17 protein-coding genes are annotated in these 16508 nt (G+C 45.1%); 13 read left to right on the forward strand and 4 right to left on the reverse strand.

The window, feature by feature from the left end; genetic code table 11:
• Window positions 1-246: 246 nt before the first annotated feature.
• The 3 genes from HMPREF0373_RS06275 (at window position 247) to HMPREF0373_RS16705 (ending at window position 1587) form a co-directional block, all read left to right on the forward strand.
• Complete coding sequence (locus HMPREF0373_RS06275; RefSeq protein WP_021738817.1) at window positions 247-873, forward strand: DUF6088 family protein; 627 nt, start codon at window positions 247-249, stop codon at window positions 871-873.
• 65 nt (window positions 874-938) lie between these two features.
• Window positions 939-1400: a YaiI/YqxD family protein gene (locus HMPREF0373_RS06280; RefSeq protein WP_021738818.1), complete on the forward strand. Its 462-nt coding sequence runs from the start codon at window positions 939-941 to the stop codon at window positions 1398-1400.
• A 46-nt stretch (window positions 1401-1446) separates the two neighbouring features.
• On the forward strand, window positions 1447-1587 hold the full coding sequence (locus HMPREF0373_RS16705; RefSeq protein WP_021738819.1) for a hypothetical protein: 141 nt from the start codon (window positions 1447-1449) through the stop codon (window positions 1585-1587).
• 170 nt (window positions 1588-1757) lie between these two features.
• Here HMPREF0373_RS16705 and HMPREF0373_RS06285 read toward each other — a convergent pair whose 3' ends face one another.
• A complete protein-coding gene (locus HMPREF0373_RS06285; protein ID WP_021738820.1) occupies window positions 1758-2090 on the reverse strand; it encodes a type II toxin-antitoxin system RelE/ParE family toxin in 333 nt (110 codons plus the stop codon).
• Window positions 2087-2350 (reverse strand): type II toxin-antitoxin system prevent-host-death family antitoxin, encoded by a 264-nt coding sequence (locus tag HMPREF0373_RS06290; protein ID WP_022036628.1) that lies wholly within the window; start codon window positions 2348-2350, stop codon window positions 2087-2089. Before HMPREF0373_RS06290 ends, HMPREF0373_RS06285 begins: the two co-directional genes overlap by 4 nt.
• A gap of 259 nt (window positions 2351-2609) precedes the next feature.
• On the opposite strand from HMPREF0373_RS06290, the gene HMPREF0373_RS06295 reads away from it, so the two are divergent.
• The 5 genes from HMPREF0373_RS06295 to HMPREF0373_RS06315 all read left to right on the forward strand — a co-directional run bounded on the left by HMPREF0373_RS06295 (window position 2610) and on the right by HMPREF0373_RS06315 (window position 8514).
• Window positions 2610-3017: a hypothetical protein gene (locus HMPREF0373_RS06295; RefSeq protein WP_021738822.1), complete on the forward strand. Its 408-nt coding sequence runs from the start codon at window positions 2610-2612 to the stop codon at window positions 3015-3017.
• A gap of 78 nt (window positions 3018-3095) precedes the next feature.
• Complete coding sequence (locus HMPREF0373_RS06300; protein WP_044963181.1) at window positions 3096-5378, forward strand: hypothetical protein; 2283 nt, start codon at window positions 3096-3098, stop codon at window positions 5376-5378.
• A gap of 59 nt (window positions 5379-5437) precedes the next feature.
• Window positions 5438-7630, forward strand: coding sequence for a phage tail tip lysozyme (locus HMPREF0373_RS06305; RefSeq protein ID WP_022036630.1), 2193 nt, complete (start codon window positions 5438-5440; stop codon window positions 7628-7630).
• A 171-nt stretch (window positions 7631-7801) separates the two neighbouring features.
• Entirely contained in the window at window positions 7802-8095 is a 294-nt protein-coding gene (locus HMPREF0373_RS06310; RefSeq protein ID WP_021738825.1) for a type II toxin-antitoxin system RelB/DinJ family antitoxin, read from the forward strand.
• 29 nt (window positions 8096-8124) lie between these two features.
• Window positions 8125-8514, forward strand: a complete 390-nt coding sequence (locus tag HMPREF0373_RS06315) for a putative toxin-antitoxin system toxin component, PIN family (protein ID WP_341348892.1) — start codon at window positions 8125-8127, stop codon at window positions 8512-8514.
• 502 nt (window positions 8515-9016) lie between these two features.
• Here the strand turns inward: HMPREF0373_RS06315 and HMPREF0373_RS06320 are convergent.
• On the reverse strand, window positions 9017-9397 hold the full coding sequence (locus HMPREF0373_RS06320; RefSeq protein ID WP_044963185.1) for a hypothetical protein: 381 nt from the start codon (window positions 9395-9397) through the stop codon (window positions 9017-9019).
• A 28-nt stretch (window positions 9398-9425) separates the two neighbouring features.
• The gene (locus tag HMPREF0373_RS06325; RefSeq protein ID WP_044963221.1) at window positions 9426-9803 is read right to left on the reverse strand and encodes an SdpI family protein; all 378 of its coding nucleotides are present in this window, start codon (window positions 9801-9803) and stop codon (window positions 9426-9428) included.
• Between the two features lie 175 nt (window positions 9804-9978).
• On the opposite strand from HMPREF0373_RS06325, the gene HMPREF0373_RS06330 reads away from it, so the two are divergent.
• The 5 genes from HMPREF0373_RS06330 to HMPREF0373_RS06350 all read left to right on the forward strand — a co-directional run bounded on the left by HMPREF0373_RS06330 (window position 9979) and on the right by HMPREF0373_RS06350 (window position 16485).
• Entirely contained in the window at window positions 9979-11328 is a 1350-nt protein-coding gene (locus tag HMPREF0373_RS06330; protein ID WP_021738829.1) for a hypothetical protein, read from the forward strand.
• A gap of 280 nt (window positions 11329-11608) precedes the next feature.
• On the forward strand, window positions 11609-12628 hold the full coding sequence (locus tag HMPREF0373_RS06340; protein WP_147597874.1) for a hypothetical protein: 1020 nt from the start codon (window positions 11609-11611) through the stop codon (window positions 12626-12628).
• A 115-nt stretch (window positions 12629-12743) separates the two neighbouring features.
• A complete protein-coding gene (locus HMPREF0373_RS16005) occupies window positions 12744-13151 on the forward strand; it encodes a hypothetical protein (protein ID WP_049946815.1) in 408 nt (135 codons plus the stop codon).
• Between the two features lie 2 nt (window positions 13152-13153).
• Window positions 13154-15811 carry a VirB4 family type IV secretion system protein gene (locus HMPREF0373_RS06345; RefSeq protein ID WP_167618640.1) on the forward strand — a complete coding sequence of 886 codons (2658 nt, stop codon included), beginning with the start codon at window positions 13154-13156 and terminating at the stop codon, window positions 15809-15811.
• A complete protein-coding gene (locus HMPREF0373_RS06350; RefSeq protein ID WP_021738835.1) occupies window positions 15811-16485 on the forward strand; it encodes a DUF5697 family protein in 675 nt (224 codons plus the stop codon). The genes HMPREF0373_RS06345 and HMPREF0373_RS06350 overlap by 1 nt, the downstream gene beginning before the upstream one ends.
• The last annotated feature ends 23 nt before the right edge of the window (window positions 16486-16508 follow it).

A 16508-nucleotide genomic window follows, 5' to 3' on the forward strand; every position in this document is an offset into this window, starting at 1 on the left:
TGCATATACAACTGGATTTAGAGCAGATGTAAACATTGTATAGAAAAGTGTTTTGAAATATCCAGATAATTGGTTGGAAAAACATAATTAGGTAGCAAACGTATCAGGCAGGCTTTGATTTAGAGAGATTCTGAATCAGAGCCTGTTTTTGTTTATTTGAATATGTAAAATGAGTATAATGTAATTTGGCAGAAGGGATCAAAATATGTTATGTTGAATATAAGAAAAAGTTGTTAGGATAGGCTTATGACAAAGTTATATAAATATTTGATTTCCAATTATAAACCGAATGAACCTATCTTTGTTTCTGATCTTCAGATTTCGATATCAGATGCCAATCTCCGGCAGATGTTTAATTTACTATGTGATTCGGGAAAGATTAAGAGATTTGATACTGGTATTTATTATCTCCCGAAAGAAAGTCGGCTGACGGGAGGTGTCCCGCTTGGGGCTGATACCGTCGCAAGATATAAATACGTTTCCAGAAACGGAAGGATTGATGGTTATTATTCTGGTTATACGTTCGCAAATCAGCTTGGAGTTATTACACAGGTGCCGTATACATTAGAAATCGTATCAAATAATGCAAGTGCGAAAGTGCAAGAGGTGAACTTGCAGGGAAGAAAAGTGATTCTTCGTAAAGCAAAAATCCCTGTTACTAAGGAAAATTATAAAATATTACAGTTCTTAGATTTTCTCAAAGACGTAGAGTTGTATATGGATAAAAATAATGAAGTGTATATTGATCGTATAAAACGGTATATTGTGGATGAGCAAATTTGTAAAATGGATGTGGACCTTTATATCAGGCAATATCCAGACAGGACATACCGTTCAATTTATGAAATGGGTTTATATGAGTTTTTTGTATAGTGATAAAGGACTAGCAAAAATGATTGTGTTATGGTGTTACAGTAAATAAAGAAAGTGTGGAAAATATGAATATATTTGTAGATGCCGATGCCTGCCCGGTTGTAGGAATCGTTGAGAAAATAGCTGAAAAATATGATGTGCCAGTTACTTTGCTTTGTGATACGAACCATGTGCTTGCATCTGAATATAGTGAAGTGATCGTGGTTGGCGCGGGAGCAGATGCAGTAGACTATAAACTGATCAGTCTGTGCCATAGAGAGGATATTGTAGTATCACAGGATTATGGTGTGGCAGCAATGGCTCTTGGAAAAGGAGCATATGCGATCCACCAGTCCGGGAAGTGGTATACGGATGAAAATATCGATGAGATGCTGATGGAACGGCATATAAATAAAAAAGCCAGACGAAGCTCCAGCAAAAATCACATCAAAGGTCCGAAAAAGCGGACAGGTGAGGATGATGAACATTTTGCACAGGCATTTGAAAAAATGGTACAGATGGCTCAACAGGCTGTGGATATGATCTAAACGGAAAGGCAGATGGTGATTGATTTCAGAAAGGAGAGGATGGCGCATGGAAAATTATGAGCGTGAATGTGCGGAAAAAGAACTTTTGCTAAAATTACAGGAAACGGAAGATGCAGTAAAGGACGGCAAAGGCTGGCTGAATCTGAATGAACTGAAACTGCTTATGGGACAACAGGGATCATTATAATTTCTGAAAATCCTGGATAGGAAAAATTGAATCATGTAGTATAACAAACGGGACGGCTTCGGCTGTCTCTTTTTGTTTCCGTATTATTAGACGTGACATATACAACAGGTTATGGCTGATTAGATAGAAAAGATTGCATGAAAAAAGGAACCTGCATACAAACAGATTCCTTACATGAGGGAAAATCCCTGTCGAAGAATGGAAGACCAGTTACTTTTCTGATAAAGAAAACGGACGATGATTACTGTCTGCTTTTCTTCATCAATCGTATAAAAGGCAAGGTAATGATTGATGATCACAAAACGAATGCCCCAACTTGCAAGTACCGGCTCATCTACCAGACGGAACTTCTGTGGCAGGTCGGCTAATGAGCCTATCTGCTTAGCCACAGCATCTAACAGATGCTCCGCGGCATCCGGATTTTTGAGGGTAAATTCGATGTAATCCGCTGCCTGCATAATATCGTGTTCTGCGGTGGACGTGATATGAATCTGATAGCTCATCGACGGCGACGGCTCCTGATATCCGCCATAGCTTCAGAAAATGGTCTGGTGTTGCCTGTGGCAATATCGTCCATTCCTTCCTTGATTTGGCTATATAGTTCAAAGCGGCTGGTCAGTTCTTCGTAGGCTTCAATGCTCATGACAGCAAGATCGCCTTTTCCGTTCTTCGTAATGAAAACTGGTTCAGGATAATTATGGCAAAATGTGGAAATTTCATTGTAATTATTCCTTAAATCAGCACTTGATCTGATGGTTGGCATAAAAGCACCTCCTTGTTTGATAACAAAATTATACACAAATTTTGCTATATAGTCAACGGATATCCCATTCGTATTAGCAGGAGAAACACAACGATTCATAGGTATCCGACGTAAAGAGGGGAACAAGTCTCTTTGGGAATGCTCCCGGCGGGCTTTCAAAAATCCCTTGCTAGTTTCCACATTTTCAAAAGTGACGTATATCAAACATATAGCCGGACAGGTTCCGGCAAATTGACATCATAGGAGGAAAAAAACAAAAATGTACGCACTTACACGAAGAATATCTGAACATCAAAACATGGATCAGAACGTATGGAAGAAAAGGATAAAGGCGGCTGCGATCCGCCTGGAAGGAGTCATGCTGCTTGGGAGCATGGCGGTAGTACAGATGCATGCGACAGAAGGAAGCGATATCTTCACAAAAGCCAAAGGGATGATGAATACCCTGTATAAATCCATTGCAGGGATTTCATCTGTAACGGCGGGCTGTGTGGCGGGCATTTGTCTGTATTTAATGTTTTTCTCGAAAAACAGAAATACGGTGGAAGAATCTATCGCCTGGTTAAAGCGGATCGCTGTCTGCTGGATCGCGATCATGCTGATGGCATCCATCATCTATTTTGTTACTACAAACCTTGGAATTGGGGACAACGCATCGTTATATTAAGGGGTAGGAACCAGTTCCCTGATAGAGAGATCTCCTGTGCATTTCATGCATGGGAGATTTTTTGGAAGGAGGAATAGTATGGCATGGCTTGTAAATGCCCTGTTGGAAGTCATTAAGGACCTGGTCTATGGCGCATTTGTGTTGATCACGAAGTGGTTTACCGGGACGTTGACGCTTTCAACCGGGGAATTTCACGATATCTTTAACAAAGGGGAAATGAACCTGTTAGACCTTTTGGTGGATGATGTGATCGGACCGCTGGCGGTTGCGGGTGTGATCGGTATCATGGCATATCAGTTGTACCGTTCCATGTTTGCAAAGAAGGTACAGGGGGCAGTAGATGAACCATTGCCCCTGATCCTCTGGTCGGTAGTGGCATTTTTCCTTGTATTTAATGTAAAACCGGTATTAAACCTGTTTTCAGACCTCATTGCAAAGGCATGGGGCTGGATGGATGGTGTGACACATGAGTTTTCCACTAATTTTTCCCTGGATGCACTTTTATCAGACCAGAAGTTTGGCGATGACGGGGTAACCAGTTCCTTAAATTTTTCCTCAGGCATCGGTCTGAGCGGATTGCAGATGCTGATCGGCATTGTACTGGCAGCAGTCCTTGGGTGGCGGTATCTCAAACTGATGGTACAGTACGTGAAACGCTATGTGCGTTATCAGTTACTGCGTGTGCTGGCACCAGTTGGTATCTGCACGATTGGTTCTAACAGTACCCGCCAGATGGCACAGAATTATCTGAAACTGTATATTTCCTCGACGCTGTCCATGCTCTTTTCCGGCATGATGACGTATATCTATTGTTGGTCGATGATGCAGACGTTGCTATGGGAATCGGATCTGATTGCGGACAACATCTTATTGTTTTGCATTACCCTTGGTATTTATGATTTTTTCCAGTATCTCGATCAGTTATTGGAGAAGATCGGTCTGCTCAGTACCGGGATGCAACCGATCCGCCTGCCGATCGGAATTGGCGGAATATCTGCCGGATTGTCGTCTAAGGGACAGCAGATGGTTGTAAACTCGGCAAAAACAGCGTTCCAGACATTAAAGATGGCAAAAGGGACACCTATCGGTGGAGAAACAAAAGGAACTTCTGCACCAGGCGGCGAAACCTTGGCGGAAGGGAAAACGGCTGCTCCTGCAGCAGAACTGTTAAATGAGAGCGAAATTTCCAACGATGTAAAGGCAAATACCCAGGCATTTTCTGAGTCACTTGGTGGAAAGCAGTATCAGACACAACAGGGGGAAGTGCCAACAAAAGAGAACAGTTCCATGGCAGTTATGCGTACTGCCCCGGATGGAAGCATCAGCGCAAGAAATATAACGAAAGAAGCAAATGGAGATGGCTGGCGGGAACTCTCCACCGGAAACCGGTTGTCAGGTGCGGATGCGGTGCATGGACTGACTGGTGTGCAGGGGATCAATCCGTATGATCTGCAGCAGACCGGTGACGCACTGGAGCAACATGCGGCAGGAAAGCCCGGAAAAGAGCGGGCTTACGGGGCATTCCAGAGGGAGGATACCCAGTTTGCCGCGAAATTCCAGAAGAACGATGCCGGTGGATGGAATACGCTGGTAGGCGGCACATCCTATGAAACTCCACAGCAGGCAGCGGCTGCCCTGGGGGCAGACAGCATGGCAGTGTACGATGGAAGGTCCGACATGAAAGGGTTTGACATGGCAAAGATCGCGGCATCCGATGTAAACCTGGCAGATCAGGCAGCGTTTGAAGCAGGATTGTCAGAACATGCCGTATCCGGTCCGGCAGGAGAAAATGCAAAGGCTTATGGAGCACTCCATGGAGCAGACGGAGCCATTCATCCGGCAGAATTTTCCAAAACAGAAAGTGGATGGGAAGCAACGGTTGGCGGTCAGGCATACGCTTCGATACAAGACGCCGCAACTGCAGTCGGAGCTGACCGGGCAGATATCTATGCAGGAGCTCCAAAACCACTCCCGGCGGCACAGCTTAAAGGCGGTGGAGCAAACCAGGCATTGGCAGATGAGGCAGGGTTACGCTCCTTTGGCGTGGCGGCAATGCCGAAAAACCAGGGCTTCCAGGTGCATACCGTCGGAAACGGGGAAATGCATGGCATCTATGCGGATCAAAAGGGCGCGGTACATTCTTTTAGCGGAACCAGGGTGACGCAAACTTACGCACAGCAGAATCCGGAATCTTGTGTGCGGCTGGATGATACCACGTATTTGAAGATCCATGAAGGAAGTTCAAACCGCGCGGTCAATGCGTATGCGAATGCGACTACATTTAAAAATGGAACTTTTCAGAATAAATATGATACCAAAACCCACCTGAACAATGATGGCAGTGTGGGGGATGGAACCTGATAAACGGACAAGCCTCATTCCGGTATGGAATGGGGCTGTCTGTGCAAGAAAGGAGTTTTATGGAACAGAACAAAGGAGCACAGCGGGCTGCCTGGTTTGCAGGACAGGCAGTGAGTGCAGCGACAAATCCGAAACTGTTTATCGTAAAAGTGTTGGTAACGATTCTTGCAGTGCTGATCGGCTTTCTATTTGTGGTTGGGAGCCTGTTTGGGGTGATCTTTTCACAATTAGGATTTTCAAATTCTGCTGATTATACCAGTGAGATGTTTCAGATTGAAACGGAAAACCTGACGGCTGTCATGGATACCTATTTTTCAGATGCCGGGCATGTAGCTTCCATTTCTGCCCTGCTGGCAGATTTTGACGGGAGCCGGTATGGAACGTATGATACTTTCCATATGCTGCCCTCGGCAGGCACATTAAAATCCCTCTATGATGCGGTAGATGCAGATTATAATGGGGTGTATGAAGCACATACGCAAGTAACCGGGGAAGGACGGAAGCCGATGGTGGATGCAGACGGGACAAAAGTCGTATACGAAGGCTATACGCTGGTGTCTGATTATGATACCTTCTGGAGCAATGGGACCTATCAGAAGTATTTTCTGCCACTGATCCAAAATTCCTGTACGACAGAGGATATTACAAAAATGGAAAATGGGGACGGGAGCGTGTTGGAAGCAGACTTACCCGTTCTGATCGAGAGCATCCCATGGGGGAGTTGGGCGAGAGGGGAAGACCTTGTGCGGGAAGAGACGACACAGGAAGTGACTACACGCGCCTATTACCGTTATTGCGGACCGGAAGTGAAAACATTTCAGTACCTGGATACAGGGAAACGCTATTATCTGGATGAAATGGACCAGCTTGCGGGGATCGGTGGAAAAACAAAAGAGCATTGGGAAGCTTTATTTCAAAAACATATGGAAAACGGGGATGGTATGCTTTCCGATGGGGAATGGTGGCAGCTTGAAAGTGAGAGCGTAACAACAGAGAAAGTCATCCGTTACATCACCTGCCAGTATACCATATCCCTGCAGGAACCGGTGGCATCCATGGTACAGACACAGTCCAGGGAGTATGCTTTTGTTACAGATGAAAACAGCTTAAACCTTGCAATCCGGCTGTTGAGATTCCTTGTGGGTGATCCGGCACCGGAGGATCAGGGTGTATTTGGCTTCTTTAGCATCGCCAAGGACTTCCTGCTCCAGTGGAGCCCGGCAAAGATCCACAAGCAGATGACCAAAGAGGATTTACAGAGCATCAATAAGATCATTTCCTGGCGGGATGCCACCGCAAGCAGCACGTCATTTTCCGTAGGCGGCGGGGGCGCGATCCTTGGGGATTACACCCTTGGGGCAACTGCAGTGCAGTGTGCACTGGCAAACCACAGTACAGACATATACAGTCAGGAGCGTCGGCTTTTGACCGGTTTTTCCGACTGTTCTTCCCTGGTGACAAAAAGCTATCAGGAGGCGGGATATGATACCCTTTATGGCATGACAGCGGCAGACCTGGGGCAACACTGTGACACGCGCGGTACGGCACTGTCCGGACCTGGGGAGTTGCGTCCGGGAGACCTGATCTTTTACCAGTATGGAGCTGGGAACGGGAGATACAAAAACATTGACCATGTGGCGATGTATGCAGGTGACATTGATGGGGATGGTGCGGCAGAGATCATCCAGGCATCGTATAGCCGGGGAAGGGTGTGCATTGATAAGTTCCAGACCAATAACCACATCGTTGGGTATGGACGTCCGTATGTGGCGGCTCTGGCAGGCAGTGTCGGGGATGAAAATGCACTGTATGAATATCTGACCAAAACATGTGGGTTCAGTAAGGCAGGAGCCTGCGGTGTGCTGGCAAATATCTATGTGGAGAGCACCTATAATCCGACCAATGTAACGGGAAGATATTATGGCATCTGCCAGTGGGGAGATGACCGTTTACGGAACATGAAGAATTACTGTATCCAAAACGGTTATGCCCCGGATTCTTTCCAGGGACAGGTCAGCTTCATGGTATATGAGCTTGCCGATTACCCGGAACTGGTAACTTTCCTAAAAACGGCGACAGATCCGCAACTGGCAGCACAGGAATTTTGTGCCGGTTATGAGCGTGCTGTGGATTCCAGCGGGGCAGGGGCAAAGTATACGGGAAACCTTTACCCTGCACGCCGGAAAAATTCGTACCAGGCCTTGAAGAAAAGAATGAACGAAGCGGAACGGCTGTTCCAAAGTAAAGGATAAGCAAAAAGCCCGGTCGGGGAAACTAACCGGGCTTATATTCCACATGAAGATTTGAACCTATTGTGTTGCTTTTACAATTATTTGTGTTCTAATTATTGATATTTTTGCTTTTCCTGTGTATAATAAATATAACAAATGCATCGATTATATTTATGAAAGAAGGTATGTTTTATGGCTCAGGCTACATTTAGTATCCGCATGGATGAATCACTAAAAAATCAGTTTGATAATTTATGTAAAGAGTTTGGCATGAATGCTTCGACTGCATTTAATATTTTTGCACGTGCGGTTGTCAGAGAACGTAAAATCCCATTTGAAATCTCGGCACAGTCAAGCATTTCTTTAGAGGATGGACGCGCTGCCTTTAATGCTCTGCGTCGTTCTGCTGAACAAAATAACCTGCAGGAATTATCTTTAGATGATATAAATGCAGAAATACAACTTGCCCGCAATAGTAAAGCATAAGGATACGCTATATAAATTGTCTGGTCGTTATTGACACGAATGTTCTTATATCCGCTTTACTATCCAAACATAGTGATGCGGCAACGGTTCAGGTGCTTAATGCTGTTTTTGACGGAACAATTATTCCTGTATTCAATGATGAGATTCTTGCAGAATATGATAATGTACTTCACCGTCCAAAGTTTAAGTTCCCGGATGCAAACATTCAATTACTTTTAGATACAATAAAAACCTATGGTGTATTTGCAAAGCAGCTTATTACAAATGAAATTTTGCCAGATCCTAAAGATCTTGTGTTTTACGAAGTTGTTATGGCGAAACAGGATGAAAATGCATACCTTGTGACTGGAAACAGCAAGCATTTTCCCAAAAAGCCGTTTATTGTTACACCAAATGAATTACTGGATATCATGAAATGATGTCTATTATGAATAAGAGAGCAGGATTCTACTCTGGCAGCTAATAATTCTGTCAGAATAAAATCATGCTCTCTTTGTTTCTGATATAAACTACGATGGGAGAAATCATGTGATATATATTTGAGCTTTATAATGGAAACATGAGTGCTACCGTAATAGTAGGCGGTTGGCCTTTCAATAGGGGATAAGCCATATGTAGTATTGACTTTATAGCTGTGGTAAGTTTCGGCTTAACCTGTTTTGGTCTTGGATACACCTTTGGCAAGGATCATAATAAACCGCAAAAATAGATGCCCCAATATAAGCCAACTCATAAAACTGGAAGTCGTCTATTTCTTTGAACCATTGTTTTTATTGTCTTGTTTTTGCTTCTTTTTTTCTTTTATTCGCTCTTTAATCTTAAAAAATAATTTTAATGCCATTTGATTTGCTATCTGTCCCATAAGCAAACTCTCCTTCCATAATTCTAATTTTCCAATTTGACAAACTTGAAGTTAGCATTTTATTTCTGTTGTATCTTAGCCAAAATACTTTCTATTACAAGTGTTACTGTTATAAAGGCTCCTACAAGGGTGTAGTAGTTTAAGCCGTACATCAACGGCAAAAGAGAAATAACTACAGTAATAATTGAAAGGTTAAACAATGCTTTGAGAATACCATTCTTTTTCAATGAAAACAATGAAAGCAAGAAGATGGCAACAGTAAGTGTGGCTGTGATAAGTGGAGCAAAATTTGCATAGCCAAACGGTGTAAGGCTAAAGTATGAGAATGTTTCTTTTACTCTTTCTGTTGGAGATGTTGCAAAAATACAAACTGTTCCACAAGGCAATAATTCTAATACTATTGTTAAAGCTGAAAAAACCACTAAGCAGATTTTCTTCATGTTGTACATTTCCTTTACAAGTCCAAATTTATCTACGTGTTCCGTCATCATAAAAATGTATTTTCAAAGCTTTCTCAGTTGGGTAAATTGATAAAATCAAAAGAATACATTGAATTGTCATAAGAATCAATCCTGCAACTCCAATCGTATTCTTATCACTATGGTATAATGGAATATGTATCAAAGCAGAGGGTATAATCATTACCCATCCTATTTTCCACCAAAGTTTTCCGCAATAGTCGTGTGCAAATTTCCATGTATCCATATTTTTCATTGAACGAGTTGTTCTGTATCCATATATACCATTTATATGTTTGGGACAATGTTTCCACATTATTCTTCCGCCGACAATCATAATAATTGGAACTAATAAATCACATATTAACATAAACAACCAAAAGCACATAAAATCCATCTCCCAACATTTCGATTTATCATACTGTTTTAGCATGAACATCTTCAATTTTTTCCAGTATACCACAAAACATAGAAAGTGTTCTTAAGATTATCTGAAGTTTCCGCAAAACGCAATGTGAAGTATATATACACTAAGGATATGGACAGAAAGAGTGGGAGGGAAGATGCAGCAGAAAATGATAACACAGAAGAGAACACAGGCAGAGTGCCGCCCGCGCTATCAGGAGGTGGCAGTCGATCATACTGCCGTTAGTGATATGAAGTATAAGCAGATGAACCGGGCTGTACTAACCGAATTTTTATCGTACTCTTCCCTGAAGCGGAGCAAGGGCAATACACATCTGTTCCATTTCCTGCGCTTGTGGGCAAGAGCGGCAACCAGACCTGGATACAAGGATGGCATTGCATATAATACCGGAATGCTGATCCTTCCTTTGGACTCCAAAAAGCACAGGAATCATCTTTGCCGGGTATTGGATGTGCGAACACCGGAAGATGCTCTGCAGATCTTAAAAGAAATGCAGAAGATGAAGGTTCTGACCTATAAGGTGCAACAGGGGCAGGTGTGGATCTGGCTGGACTGGAGCTGTATTTTCATAAATCCGAAAAAGGAGCTTTCGCCCATGCAGAGATTGTTCTATGCGGAATCAGGATTCATATTATTCCCCATTACAGCAATTTCAAAGTTATTACGATTGGATGAGCCGGACAGACACTTGAGCCCGATGGATATGTTCCTGGACCTGTGGTTTCATGGAACCGTGTGTGATCCCTATACGGCAGGTAGTGTATTAATGCCGGTAGTACACTTGGAACTGAACCAAAAAGTGTACAAGGAATGTATGGAAAATGAAAAGATCTTAGATCCCAGAGTGCATCTGGATGATCTGGCGGTGCGCTGGAACTGCTCTAAGTCTACGGTGTCGCGAAGACTTGGCACTTTTGTGTCGGATGGCTTACTGGGCATCTATGAGACACATCCCGCATGTCTGGAATCACAGGGCATGCTGCTTGTGTTGCCCGGATATTGCAACCGGCATTTTTCCAGACGGGGGAATGTGGTACAAGATCCGGTTCTGCCTGATCCGGAAACGGCAATCCTTGCGGTGGAGATCGCAAAACACGATATCTGGGATGAGCAGCACCTTCCGGAGCATATCAGGCGTTTTGCCCGGACAGCACATTTTAAAGGGAATGGGCAGAAACTTACACCAATGAATCCGTTCTACCCATATCTGGATGATCTGGGACAGGATATGGAGCAGGCAGCAGGCGGAAGGAATCAGAGTGAACCAGTTACAGAGGAAGCTATGGGAAATGCGCCCCATGAAAATACGGAAACCTTCAGAACGGTGTCGGGAAGAAACCATTGGCAGCAGGCACGTTTCCTGTTTTGGTTAGAGTCGGGGGAGAACGGGGCAGAGTTTTTCTGCGTTCCGGTTCGGACGGTCTGGAAGCAGTGGTATAAACCTATGTGCAGAGCCTATGAGGGCTGTGGACCGCCAGAGGTATGATTGCAGGATCGCCGGTTTTGGTTTCAGAAATGATCTGAATGAAAGAAAAGGAATCGATTGGAAAATCAAGGCATTTTGTGATCAGAAAATTCCAGATATTTCTTTAGTGGCTTTGGAAGGAGACAAAAAAAGGTACGGTTATGGCTGTGATACGTTCTATTGTCTCCTGACAGAATAGCATAACGTAAATAAATACCACTGTGTAGATGTCTGGATTTTTTGGTTACAGGAAAAACACCATGCCACAAACGGCATGGATGGACAGGAAGGAAGAGGATACATGAGAAAATTATGTGAGATGAGTCTGCTCATTTTGGCACTGCTGTTACCGTTTCCGGTATTTGCTGCCGGGCAGGAAAAAGTGATGGGAACAGTGCAAATTCAGTGCTTTGTGGATCTGTCGTTGGACGGGCAGACGATGGAACTGGTGTTTGAAGAACAGGATACGGGGGAAGAGGTAACCGTAGCAAGCAGGGAGTATAAAAACCATGCCATTACCGCACAGATGCCGGTTGGGACTTACCGGCTGTCTGCTATCCGGTTTAACGACAACCTGTATTTTGACTACCGTTATTCGTGCTCCCCGGAGACATTTTCGGTGACTGGAGAAGAACAGACAGAGCCGGTATATGTGTTTGCTGTCGGCCGGTCAGAAGCACCGAAAGCAGTCACCAGTAAGATTGTGTTTTCTGGACAGGAGAAATTTTCCGGAACGGTGCAGATCACGCTGCATGCGGTACTGGATGTGTATTATGGTGATACGGTGACTTACCGGCAGGAGGATTATACCGTAACCTCTGTGGGAGCGTCAGAAAAGACGGTTGATCTGGATGCCGGAACCTATGAGATCACAGGGATCAATGCATACGATGAGAAGCAGGAGCCGGTCACTGTCTATTACCCAAAGTATTTTACGGTTGACCGAAATGCCATGCAGAAGCCGGAGATCGCGTTACTGGTTGGAGAACAGGATACTGCCGGAACGGAGCTGGTCTGCAAAGCGGCACAGGAGATGGATGCATACCGGTATGTGGCAGACCAGAAAATGGAACTGCCCTATGAAGCGGTTACGGGACAGACGGATGTGATCGACCAGATTCTGGCATCTTCCGGGGGAACACAGGAATCGGACAAAAAAGCAGAAACATCCGAGCAGACCAGGACAGAAGAAAGTGGGGATGCGATGAAAGATATTGTTCCGGAAAAACAGGTCACCAGAAAGTGGCTGCTCCCTGCCGGGATTGGCATGGCCTGTGCCGTTTGCCTGGTGCTTGTGAGAAAACGAAGTTTCCGATCCTGACGTTTTGACGTATATCTTTCTATGTGATCGCAAGGCATGCGATTACTGTACTTTCCATTTTTCAAAAGCGGTGAGATTGATTCTTGCCGCTTTTACCACAGGAAGGAGGAATACGTTGAAACAATATATTATTCCCTACAATTTTGCGAAGGAAGGATATGTGTATGGAAAAATCACCTGGAGCAGCATGGTACAAGCCATCATCCTGGTCGGCGCGGCGGGAAGCGTGATCTTCCGATTGCTGCCGTTCCCGTTTAAGGTACGGATGTATCTTGCCATTTTTATCCTGCTCCCATTGGCGGTGCTGGCGCTAAAAGGCATCCATGAGTTGAGCCTGTTTTCGTTTTTGCAGGACTTTTTTCAGACGGTGAAAGACCGGGGCTTGTATGAGGCACCGGGCAGCAGCGTCAAGATCCATCGGGAACAGCTCCTGGTACGCAATGAATACCAGAAAATGCAGCGGGAGAAGGCAAAAGCACGCCGGATGAAAAAAAGTGGCTGCAGAAAGGGCAGACACAGATGAAAATGAAACAGTTACGGCACGAGAAAAAAATCTATCGGGAACTGGAACGTATGCGAAAATGCCGGACGTTTGAGAGCAGTACCGATAGGACAGGGCAGGAGCCAGATGATTTTTTGAATATGAGTGCGGCACAGCGTCTGCGGATGATCCATGCAGAAAAAATGTCCGTACCGAAAGCAGAAAGAAAGACACCGGATGCAAAGGCAGACCAGTTACCACTTCCGACAACGCTGGCGGTTGATTTCCTGCCGATCAAGAAGATTAAAAACGGGACCATTTATACGGACGATGGGCGGTATGTGAAAGTTCTGGAAGTCTTACCAATCAACTTTTTGTTAAAGAGCAGGGAAGAACAGGAACAGGTGATCTACGATTTTGAGAAATTCTTGCGGATCGCACCGGATAATTTCCAGATCAAGGTGCTGGCAAAAAAGACGGATATTTCCAGTTACTTACAACGTCTGAATGAAAATATCGCATGTGAGCCGGATGAAAAGTGCAGAGCCATGATGGAGGACAGTAGGAAGCTGCTCATTGACCTGGGACAAAATGAAGCAATCTCCAGACGTTTTTTCCTTGCGTTTGAAGCACCAAAGCAGGAGCTTCGGATGCAGACCGAGGAAGAAATAGAGCGGGTGCTGTGCCGGATGCGTGACCGGGTGTTGACCTATTTGCAAAACTGCGGGAACCGGGTGGCAATCCTTGGAAGCACGACAGAGGAAACCGCAAAGATCTTTTACGACCTGCTCAACCGGACAAGGAACAGTTCCGTTGATTTCTCCAGACGGGTGTCCGAAGTGTACCGGTATTATGATCTGAATTACGGGAAAGCCGGGACACAGCAGATTCCGGTGAAAGAATATGTTACTCCGAAGCGGCTGGATTTTAGGCACAGTGACTACCTGCAGATGGATGACATCTACTATCAGACCTTTTATGTGCGTGCGGATTCCATCCCGGCACGTGTAGGGGCTGGCTGGACCGCCTGCATCATCAATGCCGGGGACGGGGTGGATGTGGACCTGTATGTAGAGAAAAAAGATAGGAGCAGATACATTGAGCGGATCGGACGGCGTCTGCGATGGAAAGGCTCCAGCATCAAGGGGATGGACCAGTCTACGGCAGAATATGACGAATTAAGCGACCGCATTGCTTCCGGGTACTACCTGAAAAATGGCTTATCGGGTGGAGCGAACACCAATGATTTTTACTATTTTGCGCTGATCGTTACGATTTCTGCACCTTCCCTGGAAGCGATGCGCCAAAAGGCACAGGCATACATCGATTATCTGAAATCCATGGAAATTTTACTATCCCCATGTGACTATGAGCAGGTGCGGGCATTCCATACTTATCTGCCACTGGCACGCTGCGACCGGAAGATCTTTTCCCGCGCCAAGCGCAACATCTTAACGGAAGGACTGGCGGCATGTTACCCGTTTTCAAGTTATGAAATGAGTGATCCGGATGGCATCATTCTTGGGAGCAATGAGCTGAACGGCTCCCTATGCATGGCTGACTTTTTTAATACCTCCAGTTATAAGAATGCCAATATTGCAATCATGGGAACCAGCGGAGCCGGAAAGACGTATACGATCCAGCTTCTTGCCAAACGGTTCCGGGAGAAGAAGATCCAGACGTTTATCATTGCTCCGGATAAAGGACATGAGTATAAAAGGCTCTGCGACAATATGAATGGCACCTATGTCAAATTTTCCCCAGGCGGGTCCGCCTGCATCAATGTCATGGAGATCCGAAAAAAAGATGATTCTGCAAACCATGTGATCGATGGAGCCGGAAGGGAAGCATCGGAGCTTGCCCTTAAAGTACAGAGCCTGCATGTGTTCTTTTCCCTGCTGATTCCAACTATGACGGCAGAGGAAGATCAGATCTTGGATGAAGCGCTGATTCTGACCTACGAAAAATACGGCATTACCCATGACAATGCATCCCTTTATGATGTGGCGGCAGGGACATATAAGAAGATGCCGGTACTTTCAGACCTTTACGATGTATTAAAGGAAATGCCGGAGGGCACCAAGCGTCTGTGCCTGATGCTGAACCGGTTCGTGCATGGTTCGTTTGCATCCTTAAACCAGCAGACCAATATCAGAGAAAGTGAGTACATGGTCTTTGACGTTTCGGACATTCAGGGTGAATTCCTGACAGCGCTGATGTATACGGTATTAGAGTATGTGTATGCGCGTGCAAAGGAGAACCGAACGAAGAAAAAGGCGATCATTGTAGATGAGATCTGGGAGCTGATCGGTTCCAAGTCAAATGCCAAGGCAGCGGAGATCGTTCTGGAGATTTTCAAAATCATACGCGGCTATGGTGGGGCAGCGATTGCCGCGACACAGGATCTGAACGATTTTTTTTCACTGGAAGATGGAAAATATGGGAAAGGTATCATCAATAACTGTAAAACCAAGATCGTATTAAACCTGGAGCGGGATGAAGCACAGGCAGTGCAAAAGCTGCTGTCCCTTTCGGCAGAAGAGTATAAGGAAATCCTGCATTTTGAGCGCGGGCATGGGCTTTTATGTACCGGTGGGAACAACATCCCGGTCTGGTTCCGTTCAAGTGCATTAGAGCATCAACTGATTACGACCGACCGGAAGGACCTGGAGCAGATGTATGTACAGATGGGAGGAGCGTGATGCAGACAATAAACCTTCAGGGGGAACAGGTGGAGTTCCAGGAAAGAAAAGAAAAGCATGACTTGCGAAAGGAGATCAACTCCCTTCTGGTCACAGTGGGACGGGTAAGTAAGCGGCAGTTTCTGGAGTATTTTGCAGACAATAAGCAGGAGCAGGTCGGCTATCTACTGCACCAGATGGTACAGACAGGCGAGGTCTGTGAGCCGGAGGAAGGTGTTTACTTGCCGGATGCGCGTTTTTTGGATACGTCCTATTATAAAACAACAAAGATCCATGGCAGTGAGAATGTCTATGCCGATATGCAGAAGTATACAGGACACCTTACACAGCTTCAAAAAAAACAGCAGGCATTCTGGGTGTTCCTGGACTTTAAGAAACGGATGCAGGCACAGGACCCGGTGGCGATCGACAGCAGGGAGTTTCCGTTTATGTTATTGGCATTTTTTGCAGATGGATGTATATATGAGATTTTGGAAGTCATGAAAGGAGAGGAATCACAACTTGCCCTTCTTGCAAGTAAAGAACGTTATGAGAGCATTACAGGGCAGGTGCGCCGCATCGTGATCATCGACCGGATGGAGCAGATCGAAGGACTAAAGCGATATCAGATTCATGGAATTGCCGGATATGTCACAGTGGATGCTGACGGAAAAACATGCTATCAACATCCATAGAAAAATTAATTACGAAACAATTA

This window comes from Eubacterium ramulus ATCC 29099 (assembly GCF_000469345.1).
GTDB lineage: Bacteria > Bacillota > Clostridia > Lachnospirales > Lachnospiraceae > Eubacterium_I > Eubacterium_I ramulus.